13 protein-coding genes are annotated in these 16,178 nt (G+C 44.7%); 3 read left to right on the top strand and 10 right to left on the bottom strand.

What is annotated here, in order from left to right; all coding sequences use genetic code 11:
• Window positions 1-7 precede the first annotated feature (7 nt).
• A complete protein-coding gene (locus C1N53_RS19210; protein WP_137760859.1) occupies window positions 8-1,054 on the bottom strand; it encodes a hypothetical protein in 1,047 nt (348 codons plus the stop codon).
• A 307-nt stretch (window positions 1,055-1,361) separates the two neighbouring features.
• Here C1N53_RS19210 and C1N53_RS19205 point away from each other — a divergent pair, with 307 nt between their 5' ends.
• Complete coding sequence (locus C1N53_RS19205) at window positions 1,362-1,931, top strand: hypothetical protein (protein ID WP_137760858.1); 570 nt, start codon at window positions 1,362-1,364, stop codon at window positions 1,929-1,931.
• 166 nt (window positions 1,932-2,097) lie between these two features.
• Here C1N53_RS19205 and C1N53_RS19200 read toward each other — a convergent pair whose 3' ends face one another.
• From C1N53_RS19200 to era, 3 genes are all read right to left on the bottom strand, one after another.
• Window positions 2,098-2,304, bottom strand: coding sequence for a hypothetical protein (locus tag C1N53_RS19200; protein WP_137760857.1), 207 nt, complete (start codon window positions 2,302-2,304; stop codon window positions 2,098-2,100).
• A 205-nt stretch (window positions 2,305-2,509) separates the two neighbouring features.
• Window positions 2,510-3,823, bottom strand: a complete 1,314-nt coding sequence (gene der / locus C1N53_RS19195; RefSeq protein WP_137760856.1) for a ribosome biogenesis GTPase Der — start codon at window positions 3,821-3,823, stop codon at window positions 2,510-2,512.
• Between the two features lie 69 nt (window positions 3,824-3,892).
• A complete protein-coding gene (gene era / locus C1N53_RS19190; protein WP_137760855.1) occupies window positions 3,893-4,783 on the bottom strand; it encodes a GTPase Era in 891 nt (296 codons plus the stop codon).
• A gap of 361 nt (window positions 4,784-5,144) precedes the next feature.
• Here era and hemH point away from each other — a divergent pair, with 361 nt between their 5' ends.
• Window positions 5,145-6,173 carry a ferrochelatase gene (gene hemH, locus C1N53_RS19185; RefSeq protein WP_137760854.1) on the top strand — a complete coding sequence of 343 codons (1,029 nt, stop codon included), beginning with the start codon at window positions 5,145-5,147 and terminating at the stop codon, window positions 6,171-6,173.
• 84 nt (window positions 6,174-6,257) lie between these two features.
• Here the strand turns inward: hemH and xylE are convergent, their stop codons facing one another.
• Genes xylE through C1N53_RS19170 form a run of 3 tightly spaced genes read right to left on the bottom strand, consistent with a single transcriptional unit; the run spans window position 6,258 to window position 10,582 of the window.
• Window positions 6,258-7,700, bottom strand: coding sequence for a D-xylose transporter XylE (gene xylE, locus C1N53_RS19180; RefSeq protein WP_137760853.1), 1,443 nt, complete (start codon window positions 7,698-7,700; stop codon window positions 6,258-6,260).
• A 31-nt stretch (window positions 7,701-7,731) separates the two neighbouring features.
• Window positions 7,732-9,063: a xylose isomerase gene (gene xylA / locus C1N53_RS19175; RefSeq protein ID WP_137760852.1), complete on the bottom strand. Its 1,332-nt coding sequence runs from the start codon at window positions 9,061-9,063 to the stop codon at window positions 7,732-7,734.
• Window positions 9,064-9,091: 28 nt separating this feature from the next.
• Window positions 9,092-10,582, bottom strand: coding sequence for a xylulokinase (locus C1N53_RS19170; protein ID WP_137760851.1), 1,491 nt, complete (start codon window positions 10,580-10,582; stop codon window positions 9,092-9,094).
• Window positions 10,583-10,796: 214 nt separating this feature from the next.
• Here C1N53_RS19170 and C1N53_RS19165 point away from each other — a divergent pair, with 214 nt between their 5' ends.
• Window positions 10,797-11,831: a LacI family DNA-binding transcriptional regulator gene (locus C1N53_RS19165; protein WP_137760850.1), complete on the top strand. Its 1,035-nt coding sequence runs from the start codon at window positions 10,797-10,799 to the stop codon at window positions 11,829-11,831.
• Between the two features lie 189 nt (window positions 11,832-12,020).
• On the opposite strand, the gene C1N53_RS19160 is transcribed toward C1N53_RS19165, so the two are convergent.
• From C1N53_RS19160 to C1N53_RS19150, 3 genes are read right to left on the bottom strand one after another with little or no spacing between them, the layout of a single operon-like run.
• Complete coding sequence (locus tag C1N53_RS19160; RefSeq protein ID WP_137760849.1) at window positions 12,021-13,136, bottom strand: endo-1,4-beta-xylanase; 1,116 nt, start codon at window positions 13,134-13,136, stop codon at window positions 12,021-12,023.
• A gap of 40 nt (window positions 13,137-13,176) precedes the next feature.
• The gene (locus C1N53_RS19155; protein WP_137760848.1) at window positions 13,177-13,935 is read right to left on the bottom strand and encodes an SDR family NAD(P)-dependent oxidoreductase; all 759 of its coding nucleotides are present in this window, start codon (window positions 13,933-13,935) and stop codon (window positions 13,177-13,179) included.
• A gap of 15 nt (window positions 13,936-13,950) precedes the next feature.
• Window positions 13,951-16,113, bottom strand: a complete 2,163-nt coding sequence (locus tag C1N53_RS19150) for an alpha-glucuronidase family glycosyl hydrolase (RefSeq protein WP_137760847.1) — start codon at window positions 16,111-16,113, stop codon at window positions 13,951-13,953.
• Window positions 16,114-16,178 lie beyond the last annotated feature (65 nt).

The following is a 16,178-nucleotide window of genomic DNA, read 5'->3' as shown; positions in this document are numbered from 1 at the left end:
TTAGCAGCTACTCTACAGCAATCAGGTTCTCCGTCAGCACTTCTGCCGCTTCTTTACTGGGAACATTATAGTTTGTAACCGACCAGGTATAATTCAGCTTAAACCTTTTATCGTTTAAACTGTAAAGCACTTTCCGCTTGTAGTCGCGCAGGCTCTCCAGGCCGATTTCGGCACGAATTGTATTTACCTTCTCTTCTTCTTCCTCGCTGATCTTTTCTGTCAGATAACTACTCAGGCTGCTGTTATCGATTTCTTCCTGGCATTTCTTAGAGGTATTACACTTTACCTTTACCAGCACTCTGGAGCGGTACAAATTGCTCCCTATCTGCTGGTCCATCAGAAAAGCTGCAGCCTGTGGAGAAAGTTTTCCCGCTGAAACAGCACTTTTTAAAATAGGAGAAAAATCATAACCTTTTTTGGCTTTAGTCTGCCGCTGGATAACAATGCTAAAGCGGGGAAGATCTTCTAATGTATCGGCTACACCAATTAAAGCTTCACCAGGGTAGCCATACTTATCGATAAACTCTCTTAGTATAACAACATTAGCGTTTTCAATTTTTCTTAGCGTATCGCCGTAAACACGCAAGCCGCCTTTGGCCTGCCTGAAATACTGATCGCGGGCATATAACTCATCCAGGTCAGCCCTTACATCCTGATCAGTCTTTCTCTGATATTTGCGCCTGTTTTTAGGGTATTTCTTTGCAAACTTCTTCCATCTTTTGTGACTGTGCAGAGGCTCGAATACATCCTGTCTTTCCAGGTAAGTGAGCTCCACCCCTTTTACAACCAGGTCTTCCAGGTAGTTAAAGGCCTGTTTCACATCATTTACTAATGTTGCACACACAGCTGCATTGTAAATATCTTTGGCAAAAGGCTCCTGTACCTTGCTAAATGCCTCCCGATAAAAGGATAATGCTTTCTCATAGTCGTTCGCCACAATGCTAAGTTCAGCCTGGTTAATAACCGGGTAGTAAGCTGTAATGTATGTAGATTCTGTATCTGCTTTGCTTTGGAAAAAGGCAAGACACAATAAGAGCAGCAGGCTATACTTCAAAAATATAACCCTTTTAAAAGGTAATTTTGCTCGGTTAAGGGTTTTCATGAGCAGAGGATTTAGGTTGACAAAGGTATAACGAGGTAAAAACAGCTTTCAGCATACTCTCTTTACACAGGGTAGAAAAATTAAGCTTAACACTGCTTTATATTTTAGTATCATTACGGAATTTTGGGCAGCCATGACTATGTTCTTTAGCTATAACACGACTAAATACAGGTATAAACCTCAACTTTGCAGGTACACTTACAGTAGAAAAGCTACATATTGCCTGCAGCTTCAGCTGCTCTAAGAAAGACGAAATCACATGCATACGATAGAACCATTTTACAACTGGCTGGAAATGTATTCTGCCTCGGAAGATCCGCGGTCGCCCTTATTCGGTGCAGAAAACAGTTTCTCGCACTATACGCATAACATTTATGGGTATTATATACATCCCCAGTGGGATGACATTGATTCTGAGACACTTTTCATCAAAATCCTATTTGCCGACTATGAGACAGGCTATAGCATTATAGAATTTATAGGAGAATGGAACGATGCGCTGAACAACGACATCATGCAGCTGAAGCGCAATATCCTGGATCCTTTGATTAGTGAAGGTATAAAACATTTTATCCTGATCGGGGAAAACGTTTTTAACTTTCATGGCTCCGATGATTCCTATTATGAAGAATGGTTCGAAGACATTGAAGACGGCTGGATTTCAGCAATCGGTTTCCAGGATTTTGTATTGAGTGAAATGAAAAATTACCACCTGGATTACTACATCAACTACGGTGGCAGCCTGGAGCAAATAAACTGGCGCACATTTTCACCCAAACACCTGTTTACATTAGTAGATGGAATGATTCAAAAAAGGCTAGGCGCATAGTGCTGCACCGTATTAAAAACCATCAACGATTGTAAAATGAATTTCTCACTTATCTTACAATTGTTTATAACTAAAGACGGTGGGACAACGCCACATTAGTCAGCTAAAAGCAAAAGCCCCACATGTAACAACATGTGGGGCTTTTGCTTTAAAAAGGATGTATAACTTAGTCTACTTTATCCTCTATATCATCTCCGGCATCTTCAATTTTATCGCCGGCCTCATCAGTTCTTTCTTCAAATTTGTCGCCAGCTTCTTCCGCATCCTCTTCAATTCTCTCCGATGTATCTTCTGTTCTGGTCTCGTTTCCAGATTCGCAAGAGGCAAAAGTAAATAAGCTAGCAGCTGCAAGTAAAAATATTGACTTTTTCATAACTTTCTGATTTAAGCGGTGGTTTTATATCATTTTTTCAATATACTTTCATTCTTTTTCAGAAATGCAGCACCACCATTTTCACCGCATTCAGACAGGTATTACGGTATATAAATATAGAGGTTACGTTAATAAAAAAAGAGGCCACTCCATTGCCCGGAGCAGCCTCACTTAATCATACATGCTACTGTAGTTTACCAGTCTCTTACTTCTTCCTGAAGATTAATTTTACCGGCACACCTTCCAGACCAAAATGCTTGCGCAACTGGTTTTCCAGGTAACGCGCATACGGCTCTTTAATATATTGCGGCAAATTACAGAAGAACGCAAAAGTAGGATTATGAGTAGGCAACTGTGTTATATACTTAATTTTCACAAATTTACCTTTGATAGCTGGCGGCGGATAACGTTCAATTTCCGGCAGTATGGCATCGTTAAGTTTAGAGGTTGAAATCTTGGTGGTCTTGTTATCATACACTTCCATTGCCGCCTCGATGGCTTTGTGCACACGCTGCTTGGTAACAACCGAAGTAAAGATTATTGGCACGTACTTTATAGGTGCAATTTTCTCCAGAATCTCTTCTTCGAACTTCTTGGTACTATGGTTATCCTTTTCTATCAGGTCCCACTTGTTTACCAGAATTACAATGCCTTTGCGGTTCTTTTCAGCCAAAGAAATAATATTTACGTCCTGAGACTCAATTCCCCTGGTGGCATCCAGCATCACAATGCAAACATCGGCATCTTCGAGCGCACGAATAGAGCGCATCACAGAGTAAAATTCAATATCTTCGTTTACTTTGCTTTTACGGCGTAAACCGGCAGTATCTACTATAATAAACTCTTTCCCGAAGGCATTATAGCGTGAGTGAATCGCATCGCGTGTTGTACCGGCAATATCGGTTACAATATTTCTTTCTTCCCCTAACAGCAGGTTCACAAAAGAAGATTTTCCTACGTTAGGGCGACCCATCACCGCAAATTTTGGAATACCGGCATCCGGATCTTCAGTGCCTTCCTCTTTAAAATGCTTGATCACCTCGTCCAGCAACTCGCCTGTACCAGAGCCGTTCTGTGAGGAAACCGGGTAAATTTCTATTCCTACTCCCAATGCATAAAACTCGCCAAACTGGTACCCGCGGGCATAAGTATCTGCTTTGTTAGCTACTATATAAATAGGTTTATCGGTACGGCGTAGTACGTTGGCAAACTCTTCGTCCAGGCTGGTTACACCCGCCTCCACGTCTACCATAAACAGGATCACATCCGCCTCTTTTATAGCCAGCTCTACCTGCTTGTTAATTTCTCCTTCAAAAATATCGTCGGAGCCATGTACATAGCCACCTGTGTCTATCACAGTGAAAAATTTGCCTGTCCACTCGCCATGTCCATAGCTTCTGTCGCGGGTTACACCGCTTTCGTTGTCCATGATGGCTTTGCGCTGGCCAATCAGGCGGTTAAATAAAGTTGATTTGCCCACATTCGGGCGGCCTACAATGGCAATGATGTTACTTGACATCTTTCTAAAATAAAATGGTTAAAGTGCCCCCGGAGCACCTTGCTCCGAAGCTTTATGCTGTGCGCCTACTTACTCGTTGCTATAGCCGAAGCGCCGAAGCAGCTTCTGGTCTGTTCGCCAGTTTTCGTTCACGCGCACATACAAATCAAGGAAAATCTTTTTCTGGAAGAACTCTTCCATATCTACCCGCGCCTGTGAGCCTACCTTTTTCAAAGCCTCGCCTTTGTTACCAATCACAATGCCTTTCTGGCTTTTGCGCTCCACACTTATTTCGGCACGGATACGGATAATATCTTCCTCTTCTTTAAATTCCTCTATCACTACTTCACAGCTGTAAGGAATTTCTTTTTTATAGTTGAGGAAAATTTTTTCCCGAACTATTTCCGACACAAAGAAACGTTCAGGCTTGTCGGTCAGTTCATCTTTCGGGTAAAAAGCAGGGTGCTCCGGCAAATAATGCAGTAAACGGCTGAACAGATGCTCTAAACCGAAATTATGCAGCGCGGAGATAGGCAGTATTTCTGTTGGCTGCATTTTCTCCTGCCAGTAAGCTACCTTCTCATTCACCTCCTCTTCTGTGGCCTGGTCAATTTTATTGATCAGCAGCAAAATAGGTACCTGTGCATGCTGCAGCCGCTTGATCACATCATCCTCATCATGCTTTTCATAAATATCCGTCACAAACAGAATCACGTCGGCATCCTCCAAAGAAGTACGCACAAAGCTCATCATAGACTCGTGCAACGCATATTGCGGTTTTATAATGCCAGGAGTATCAGAATAAACGATTTGGAAATCATCGCCATTCAGTATACCCATAATGCGGTGGCGTGTGGTTTGTGCTTTGGAGGTGATAATGGAAAGCTTCTCCCCTACCAGGGCGTTCATGAGCGTAGATTTACCTACGTTCGGTTTACCCACTATACTTACAAATCCAGCTTTATGAGGAGTATCGGCCATGCTTCAAAATTTAAGGCTGCAAAATTACGTCTTTTTTACGGAGATACCGCATGTTGGGAATAATTGATTTACAGGGAAGTAGAAATCTTTCATGTGCTGGTGTGGAGATCAGGAGATTTGAAAATTTGAAGATGAGGAAATGTGATGTGATCTAAAGTTAGTTATTGTGTGACAAACCAAAACACAAGTGCCGCTTGCGCCATGTATAAGTCATTTAACCCGCCATGTAAATTATTTTTGAACATTATAACCCCTTACAGCATTTATAGGTGGTAGAAAGTCTATAACGCCATAGAAATTATCTATCCTGACTAACTGCTAATACTTTGTATATTTGCACTATAACGCATTTAAGATTTAAATGAGCAAAAAAGCCACTAGCAAAATTGGAGTTTTACTCGTGAACCTGGGCACACCGGATACACCCAATACTCCTGATGTAAGAAAATACCTGCGCGAGTTCCTGCTGGATAAGCGTGTAATTGATATCAATCCTGTCGCACGATATGCTCTGATAAACGGAATTATAGCTCCCTTCAGAGCGCCAAAGTCGGCAAAGGTATACAAGGAACTCTGGACTGATCGTGGCTCCCCCCTACTTTACCATGGCCTTGATCTTCAGAAGAAGCTACAAGCTACCTTAGGCAATGGCTATCATGTAGCCTTTGGGATGCGCTACCAGAGTCCTAGTATCAAAAGTGCCTTAGAAGAACTTCGCGAGAAAAGTGTAGAGCGCATCATTGTGCTTCCACTGTTCCCGCAGTATGCCTCCGCCTCTACAGGTTCTGTACAGGACAAGGTAATGGAAATAGTAAAAGACTGGTGGGTGATACCGAACATCAGTTTTATATCCTCTTTCTGTGATGACCCTGGCTTTATAAAAGCTTTTGCTGAACTAGGAAAGCAGCACATGGCCCAGGACGATTATGATTTTGTGGTTTTCAGCTACCACGGCATTCCTGAGCGCCATATACATAAGGGAAGCGACAAAGGCTACTGCCAGTTAGGAGCCTGCTGCAACTCTTACAATAAGCGAAATAAGTATTGCTACCGAGCCTCCTGCTACGAAACATCCAGGTTACTGGCAGCTGAACTTGGCTTACGCGAAGATCAGTATACTGTCGCTTTTCAATCCAGGCTAGGCAAAGACCCTTGGTTAAAGCCTTATACCGATCAGATTTTAGTAGATCTGCCAGCAAAGGGTATTAAGAAAGTGTTGGCTTACAGCCCTGCTTTTGTGGCAGATTGCCTAGAAACCACGATAGAGGTTGGAGAAGAATTCAGAGAAATGTTTTTAGAAGCCGGTGGTGAGAAGTGGCAACTGGTAGAAAGCCTTAACTCGAACGATATGTGGGTAGAGGCGGTAAAGGAAATGGTACTGAATAATTAGTTCAAATTAAAAACTAGATCCAATAAACAGAAATGGCGAACCTGTAGAAGGCTCGCCATTTCTGTTTATTGGATTTGCAGCTTTTTATTGTGCTACTGCTGCTCTTTCTTTCAACTCGGCCTTTGCCTTGCAATTCCAAAGCTCTTCCATTTCTTCCAGCGATTTGTTTTTGGTTTCCGGCACCATCTTCCAGACAAAAAGAAGCGAAAGAACACTCATCACGCCATAGAAGCCATAGGTAAAGGCTCCGCTGAACTCCATCATAGACGGATAAGTAGACGAAATAAAGTAATTGGCTGCCCATTGCGCGGCAACTGCTACCGCTACCGCTTTCCCCCTGATCTTATTCGGGAAAATCTCAGAAATGAGCACCCAGCAAATTGGTCCCCACGACATCATAAACGAAGCCGTATAAAGGATAATGAATACCAGGGTGCCTATTCCAATCACTTCAAAATAAGATAGTGCAGAAATGGCAAACATTCCTATGGCCATACCAACCGAACCAACCATCAGCAATGGTTTTCTGCCCCATTTATCAACCGTAAGAATAGCCAATATGGTAAACAGCACGTTTACCACCCCCATTACCACGGTTTGCAGCATAGAAGCATCTTTACCGGCACCCATACTTTCAAAAATACGCGGCGCATAGTATAGCGCCACATTTATACCTACAAACTGCTGGAACACAGAAAGCAGTATACCTATTACAATAACCGTGGTACCATACGACAACAGTTTGCCTGAGTGGTGCTCTACTGTGTTTTTGATGTCAGCCAGAATACCTTTTGCATGTGCTGTACCGTTTACTTTTACCAGTATTTTCAGAGCTTCTTCATCTCTGTTTACCATGCTCAGGTAACGTGGCGTTTCAGGCACAAAGAACAGCAGCACGGCAAACAGGCCTGCCGGTATTGCCTCCGAAAGAAACATCCATCGCCAGCCGACGTTGTTTAACCATTCTGCCGGCTGCCCGCTGGCAATACCCCAGTTCACAAAGTATACCACCAGCATACCAAAGATAATGGCAAACTGGTTCAGTGAAACCAAGCGCCCGCGCATGTGGGCCGGAGCAATTTCTCCAATGTAAACGGGGCAAACGGCAGAGGCAAGGCCTACTCCGATACCGCCTATTATCCTGTAGAAATTGAACATATACAGCAGTTCCATGCTAGGCTCGCCCTCGTTAAAGAACAGGAATTCCGGGTAACCGGAACCTAAAGCAGACAGCAGAAACAGAATAGCTGCAATAATTAACGTTTTTTTTCTGCCGATTCCTGATGCAAAAACGCCGGAAACAGCACCGCCTATAATACAACCAATCAGGGCACTGGAAATAGTAGCGCCGTGCACCCAGGTACTTAAACCCAGGCTGTTTATCAGGTAAAGCTGTACCGATTTCTCGGCACCTGATATAACAGCTGTATCGTAGCCAAAAAGCAAACCGCCTAATGTGGCAATCAGGGTAATGCCTGTAACGTAGGGCAGGTTCTGACCCGCTGTTCCTTTTTCGTTCTTAACCATAAACCAACAGAAAAAAATTATCGCTTATTTCTTAGATGAACCTGTTGATCAGATTCTCCAGGTACTCTTGTCTTCCGCTCTTAACAGCCGGCTCACCCTGTTCGATAGCATAAGCTCTCAGGTCTTCCAGGGTTAGCTTGCCTTCTTCAAATTCTTTTCCTTTACCAGAATCGAAAGAAGCATAGCGCTCTTCACGAATCTTTTTATAATCAGAGTTCTGCAGAATGTTATCTGCCGTGATAAGTGCTCTTGCAAATGTATCGGCACCACCAATGTGTGCATAGAACAGGTCGGCAGGATCGGTTGAGTTTCTTCTGATTTTGGCATCAAAGTTAACACCACCACCTTGTAAGCCACCAGCCTCTAAGATTACCAGCATCGCCTCTGTTAGTTCGCTCACGTTGTTCGGGAACTGGTCCGTATCCCAGCCATTCTGATAATCGCCACGGTTAGCATCAATAGAACCCAACACACCTGCATCGGCAGCTACCTGCAGCTCGTGCTGGAATGTATGGCCTGCCAGTGTAGCATGGTTTACTTCAATGTTTATTTTGAAGTCGTTCAGCAGGTCATACTTCTGCAGGAAGCCAATAACTGTGGCAGAATCGTAGTCGTACTGATGCTTGGTTGGCTCCATTGGCTTCGGCTCAATAAAGAAAGTACCTTTAAAGCCTTGCTTGCGTGCATAATCTTTTGCTGTATGCAGGAATCGGGCAAGATGCTCCTGCTCACGCTTCATGTTGGTGTTTAAAAGGGTCATGTAACCTTCACGACCGCCCCAGAACACGTAGTTCTCGCCGTTCAGGGCAATAGTAGCATCCAGAGCAGCTTTTACCTGAGCTCCGGCATGTGTTAACACATGAAAATCAGGGTTGGTAGAAGCCCCGTTCATATAGCGGCTGTGTGAGAATACGTTGGCAGTACCCCAAAGTAGTTTTACACCGCTTTCCTGCTGTTTTTGCTTCGCATATTCTACTAAAGCCTGCAGGCGTCTTTCGTTTTCAACAATATCGTTCCCATAGTCTACCACATCTACATCGTGGAAGCAGTAGTAGGGCATTCCTATTTTAGTGATAAATTCGAAAGCTGCATCCATTTTATCTTTGGCGCGCTCGATAGGATCAGACTTTTCGTCCCAGGCAAACTGCAGCGTAGGCCCGCCGAAAGGATCGGAACCGTTTGCATTGAAAGAGTGCCAGTAAGCTACCGCAAACTTTAAATGCTCTTTCATGGTTTTACCCGCTACCACACGGTTTTCGTCGTACCAGCGGTACGCCAGTGGGTTATCAGACTCCAACCCTTCAAATTTAATTTGTCCTATGCCTTTGAAGAATTCTTTTTCTCCTGTTACTATGTTTGCCATTCTACTATTATAGTTTAAAATTGAGGTTTTACTTATTTAATTGCTGTAAGAGAAGTGCTTTCCACTCCTGGTATGTTGTTTCGTATTGCTCTTGCTCAGCAGCACCTGGCTCTATAAAGCTCTTCGGCTGCATGTTGGTAAAGGCATCTTCGGCAGAGGCGAAGGCTTTTACACCTATACCTGCTCCTAAAGCGGCTCCCACGCTTCCATCGTTATGGTATAGCTCTACAGGCACCTGCGTTGCATTCACAAATGCACTTGCAAACAGGTCGCTCAGGAACATATTTGCTTTGCCTGCCCTAATTACCTGTGGATTCATGCCATTCTCGCGCATAATGTCTAACCCATATCGGAAAGCAAAGGCAATGCCTTCCTGTACGGCACGGAAAACATGGGCACTGGAGTGCAGGTTAAGGTCGAGGTGATGGAAATGGGCCCCCACTATCTTATTGTTCAGCATTCGTTCGGCTCCGTTTCCGAACGGAAGTATGCGCAGGCCATCGCTGCCAATGTTTACTTTTGCCGCTTCACTGTTCATGGCCGGGTAGCCGATGCCAACCCCCATGGTGTTTTTCACCCAGCTGTTCATAATACCAGTACCATTGATGCACAGTAGCACCCCTACGCGCTTCTCGTTACCGCCGGCATAATTTACGTGCGCAAACGTATTCACCCTCGATTGCTGGTCGTACACCAGCTGGTCGCTTACCCCATAAATAACACCTGATGTACCTGCTGTAGCCGCCACTTCTCCAGGCTTCAGCACATTCAGCGAAAGCGCATTATTAGGTTGATCGCCTGATTTATAGGTAACAGGTATACCTGCTTTCAAGCCCAGAGCCTCAGCCACCGAAGCTTTCACTTCGCCGTGTGAAGAGAAAAGCGGCCGCACCTCCGGAATAAGATCTTTTTCAAAACCATAGTAGCTCATAACATCAGCCGAGACCTCGTCATTTTTAAAGTCCCAGAAAACACCTTCTGAAAGAGCAGATGTACTGGTGGTGATGTCACCTGTCAGTTTCATGGCTATAAAATCGCCTGGAAGCATGATGCGGTGAATTTTACTGTACACTTCTGGCTCATTTTCCTTGACCCAGGCCAGCTTGGAAGCTGTGAAGTTCCCAGGAGAATTCAGCAGGTGAGACAGGCTTTTTTCTTCTCCTATCTGCTTAAAAGCGGTATTTCCGATTTCTACAGCACGGCTGTCGCACCAGATGATAGAATCGCGCAGCACCTCCTGGTCTTTATCAACCACTACCAGCCCGTGCATCTGGTAAGCTATACCAATGGCTCCGACATCCTGCGAATTATACTTGCCGCTTGCATGTGCTCTTTTAATTGCCTGTTGCGTATGCTCCCACCACATTTCAGGAGATTGCTCTGCCCAACCAGGCCTGTTGGATGTAATAGCGGTCTCAGTATCCGGATATTGTGCAGAAACAATGTTCTGCTGTGTAGCTGCATCAACTACAGAAACTTTAATGGAAGAAGTACCTATGTCTATACCTAATAATAACATGTGTTATCTGCGCCAGGCAGCTGTAAGTGTCGTGTTAAATTTCTTTTTCAGAAAACTTGTTAGAGTTTATGCCAACGTTGGCATAAATTTGAAAACTTTTATTTACATAAACAAGTGTTTACTTACTTATTCTATTTTCGAAGCTGAAATTCTTTTTAAGTTTACACGACTTTAGTACTTTCAGATTTACTTTCGCCTATTTTTCAAACAAGAGTTGAAACGAATTACCATACAAGACATTGCTAAAGAGCTGGATATTGCTTTTTCTACTGTCGCCAGAGCCTTAAATGATCACCCTGCTATTAGCGACGCTACCAAAAAGGCTGTTAGAGAAACTGCTCAGCGGCTAGGTTACCGCCAGAACAAGCTGGCGTCCTCCCTCCGCTCCGGCCATACCAATACAATCGGTATCATTGTGCCTAGCCTGGATGTAAGCTTCTTTAGCTCGGTAGTTCATGGCATAGAAAAGATCATGAATGAAAACGGTTACAGCATTTTGCTCTACCAGTCAAACGAGGCTTATGAGAGTGAAAAGAAAGGTATTGAAACGTTCCTGAACTCCAGAGTGGCAGGCATTATAGCGTCTGTCGCTAAAGAAACCACCAGGTATGAGCACTATTCAGAAATCCGAAAGCGCCGCACCCCTCTCCTCTTCTTCGATCGCACAATAGATGCTCTTCCGTTACCGTCTGTTACGATAGATGATTATAAGGGGGGTTTTATTGCCACGGAGCATTTGATCAGGCAAGGCTACAAACGTATTGTGCATATTACTTCTGCCCAAAGCCTCCGCATTTTTACAGAACGGTTGAGAGGGTATATTGATGCTCTGAAACTACATAACCTGCCTGTAGACGAAGATCTGATTCTTTACGGAGACTTTTCATTAGACTATGGCCGGCAATGCGTCCTGAACCTCTACAACAGGAACATAGACTTTGATGCCGTATTTGCACTCGAAGACTATACAGCCATGGGCGTGCTCCAGCAGCTGCTGGCTTCAGGTGTAAAAGTACCCGAAGAAGTAGGTGTAATCGGGTTTGCCAATGAAGCTTTTACAGCACTGGTTACGCCAGGACTATCTACCATAGACCAGCAAACGGTGGCCATGGGTGAAGCTGCTGCTGAGTTGTTTTTAAAGATGTTAAAATCAGAGGACCTTTATAATAACTTGCCTGAACGTGTTATACTTGATCCGCTTCTGATTGCCAGAGGCTCTACTCAACGCCTGGTACCGGCAAAGCAGTAAAGCAGGTAACGTGTTTGCGCCTTCTTAACATCAAAAAACGCTAAACCCGCTGCTCTTTCTAGAACTTGCAGGTTTAGCGTTTTAAATGATTTGTATAACTGATCTGCAAAAAAGATTTGAGATATATCTTATTCATATACGCAGGCTGAAGCCCAAGTAAGCATCATTCCTGCTTACCGGAGCACTATCCTATTTAGCAGCAGCTTGTAACACTGCATTAAAGGCAGGTTTGGGCTGATACTGTCGGTCGAACAGCAGCGGATAACTGGTTCTGCCTCTCATAGGCCAATCATTTAGCCAAGAATCGTTGTCGGTTACACCCCAAAAGGTTATTCTGCTGATTTTGTCGCTATGCTTCCGGAAAAGTTTAAAGATCTCGGCATAGCGCTCCGTGAGCTGTTGCTGCACCGAGTCTGGCAGACCTGTAGTATAGAGGTTATACTTTTCTTCAAAGTCGAAAGTAGCATCAATATCAGCACCTTGCCTGTTGCTTGGATTTGGCAGCACATCTATGTCCAGCTCTGTGATCATGACTTTAAAACCTGCTTTCGAGATGGCTACTATACTGGCTTCGATCTGCTCGAGGCTTGGATTCTTCAGGCCCCAGTGCCCTTGCATGCCTATACCATCTACTTTTGCTCCTTTTTTCTTCAGGTTCTGTGCCAACTGAATAGCACCATCACGCTTAGCTGGCTTCCACATATTATAGTCGTTGTAGTAAAGCTCTGCTTTCGGATCCGCTTTTTGGGCCGCCTTAAAAGCTCTTTCCAGATACTCTTCGCCTGTTATCTGAAGCCACTTCGACTTGCGTAAAGTGCCATCGTCGTTTAGTGCCTCGTTCACCACATCCCAGCCATTTATCCTGCCTTTGTAGCGACCTGCCACAGTAGCAATATGATCTTCCATGCGCTTCAGCAGCACCTCTTTACTGGCATTGTTGCCGTTGTCGCCCTGAAATACCCAGTCTGGTGTTTGCTGATGCCACACCAGGGTATGCCCCACCACAAACATTTTATTCTTTTCGCCCAAAGCCACATACCTATCCGCCAGATCGAAATTATATGTTTCCGGCTGCGGATGAATGGGGCCCCACTTCAGGATATTTTCCGGGCTGATAGTACTGAACTGACGCTCGATAATGGCTGTAGATTTCGCATCCTGTCCAGCGATCTGCCTGCCGTTGAGTGCGGCGCCAATGTAAAAATCCTTTTTGTAAACCTCCTTTAAGGTTTTATCAGCCTTGCCAATAAAGCCAAAACTAATGGCAGCTATACCAGCCGCTATACATAATTTAGTCTTTTTCATGTTCTTGTGATGAGTTCAGAAAACTTTACAAAGGCAAAAACTAGAACCCGACAGCGTTGCCGCCATCTACTGGTAGTATAGTACCTGTTACATACTTTGCTGCGTCGCTTGCGAAAAAGTAAACAGCCTCTGCCACATCTTCCGGCAAGCCAAGTTTACCCATTGGCGTTCTGGATAATACTTTCCCTTTACGCTCCGGATCGTTATCTAATGCTTTGGCAGACATATCGGTGGCTATAAAGCCAGGGGCTACGCAGTTGATGCGTATACCTTGTGGCGACAATTCTGTAGCCATGGCTTTCGTCATGCCTTCTATGGCTGCTTTAGATGCGGTATAGGCAATTACTTTTGGAATTCCATACTGCGAGGCCATTGAACTGATATTAACAATGCTGCCTCTCCCTGCTGCAGCCATCGCTTTTACCACTTCTCTGCTAAGTGAGAAAACCGCCGACACATTGGTTAAGATTATCCGCTGAAAATCCTCATCCGTCACCTCTGTAAAAGGCTTTTTCATGTTTATCCCGGCGTTGTTCACCAAAATATCCACTTTCCCATACTGCTGCAGTATATCCTCCACAAGGGCAGGAATCTGCTCCATGTTATTAAGGTCGAACGAAATATAAGTGCACAGCTCTCCAAAAGCACCCTTTGCCTCCTGAAGCTTTTGCTCGTTTCTGCCTATGATAATGGTGTATATCCCGCTTCTTGTAAACTTCTCTGCAATAGCATACCCCAGACCTGATGCCCCGCCTGTAACAATGGCAACTTTCTGTTCTGATGAAAAATTTTCTGTCATGAATTTATATAGTTCTTAAATACCTGGTGCAAATTTAGGATCCAGCTGCATGTAGTATTCCAGTGGATGCCCTGGCTTTTCAAACCCTGCTGGAAGAGGGCGTTTTGAGAATGTCTGGAAATAAAGCAGACAAGCATCCCGCCACCAAACAGCCTCCTGCTCTTGTATGGCAAGAAACATTTTTATGTGATTAAATCGCTCTGCATCCACCAGGCTTTCCATTTTATTCCAGATTTGTTGCATCTGACGCACGCTGTCTACTCCTGCGTAATATTTATAGCACATTTCATCCCACAGGGTTCTGCCTGACTTCATTTTCCGATCCCACTTTACATGATGGAACCAGAGCAAATATTTTTCAGGACAGTTTTTGATGTTCCCGAACTGTTTTTGAACAGGTGGAAAATACTGGCTGATAGCATCGCTACCTGATTTTGTTCTGTCGAAGCCGATTCCTTCTGCTGTAGCACGATGGTAATACACAGATGTCCAGTCGGCCCGGTGTTTGTCTTTGATCCACGGTCCGGGACCATAGTGGTGGCTCCAGCCCATGATGTGGTGCAGGCCAAGGGGTGTCATGTAATTAACGGCTGCCTCATGCGAGCCCAGCATCATATTTTTTACAGGGCTTACCAACTGGTTATTGTTGGTAAAGGTCATCTTCACCCACTCATCAGCAATGGCCTCAGAGGAAAGGTTGTGGTCCCAGGCAAGGCGACCAAAAGAATACCAGTTGGACTGCCCGAACTGGTGGCCCGTCCAGTTACGGTCGGTGCCTATGTTACTAACTCCTGCTATACCTGTCAGGCCGTGGTTGTTTAAAGTCCCGTCTATCACTTTGGCTACCGTAGAGCCTTTTCCTTTGGCATAAGTATCAGAATCCAGCACTTCTTTAAATAGCGGCGAAAGGTACACCAAGTTGGTACCCTGCCCCAGGTATTCCTGTGTAATCTGGAACTCCATCATGATAGGTGTTTTAGGCATGGCTCCGAACAGCGGGTGAAAAGGCTCCCGTGGCTGAAAGTCGATAGCCCCGTTTTTCACCTGCACCATCACATTCTTCCTAAAAGTGCCATCCAGAGGCTTAAACTCATTATAAGCCTGTTTGGCACGATCGTCGGGCACTTCGTTATCATACACAAAGGCTCGCCACATTACAATACCTCCTTTATCTGCTACGGCATCAGCCAGCATATTGGCCCCATCAGCATGGTTTCGGCCATAGTTCTGCGGCCCGGGCTGCCCCTCCGAGTTTGCCTTTACCAGAAAGCCACCGAAGTCAGGCACATACGTGTAAATTTCGTCTGCCTTTGTTTTCCACCAGGCCTGTACCTGCGGATCCAAAGGATCAGCTGTTTTCAGTCCTCCGATTTCGATAGGCGCGCTAAACCTGGCTGTCAGATATACTTTTAAACCATAAGGCCGGAATACATCAGCCAATGCTTTTACCTTAACTAGGTATTCTTTGGTAAGAATAAGCGCATTTGCGTTTACATTGGTCAGCACAGTACCATTTATACCTATAGAAGCGTTTGCTCGGGCATAATCTATATAGCGCTGATCTATGTAACCAGGCAGTCTGTGCCAGTCCCAGAGCGAGAAGCCGGCATAACCACGCTCTACTGTTCTATCCAAATTATCCCAATGGTTCAGAATTCTTTTCTGCAGTTTTGGAGCACTGCTCACAGAAAGGCTGTGAATGTCCTGCTGTGTCTGCAGCAGCCTTAGAAAGTGAAAAGTGCCGTATAATACGCCTACATCTGTGTTTGCTGCAATAACAGTGTACTTTTTACCACCTGTATTCGCAGTAAGAAGTAAGTACCCTTCCTCCCCAACCGCTTTTAACCTATCCGCTAATTGCAGAGAAGCTATCACAGGAGAACTTGTTGGGGTACCCGCCACCACGGCACCTGGCACTGCTTCACCTTCCCCAACAGGAACTACCACGCCCAATAAGCCTTGCAGGGCGGCACTCAGTTCATTTTTTACAATAGTGAGCGTGGGTGAGTTACCTGCCACCTGTATTCTGGCAATAGCTTGTTTATAGGCATTCAGCTTCCCGGCGTCATCAATCAGATCGTAGCGTTGCCACAGCCTGTACCCATCTTCTGCCTGTAAAGCATTTGCCACCAAAAAGAAAAAAAGAACAAACAGGATGTTTTTATACTTATGTTTCATAGAATGGAAAGGTGATTAAATGGCCTCAGGCATACCGGATGCCAAACCAGCACAATGTTTACAGC

It is taken from the genome of Pontibacter sp. SGAir0037 (assembly GCF_005491705.1).
Lineage (GTDB): Bacteria > Bacteroidota > Bacteroidia > Cytophagales > Hymenobacteraceae > Pontibacter.
The sequence above is the reverse complement of the archived record's forward strand: the minus strand, read 5'-3'. Positions and strand labels throughout refer to the sequence as shown.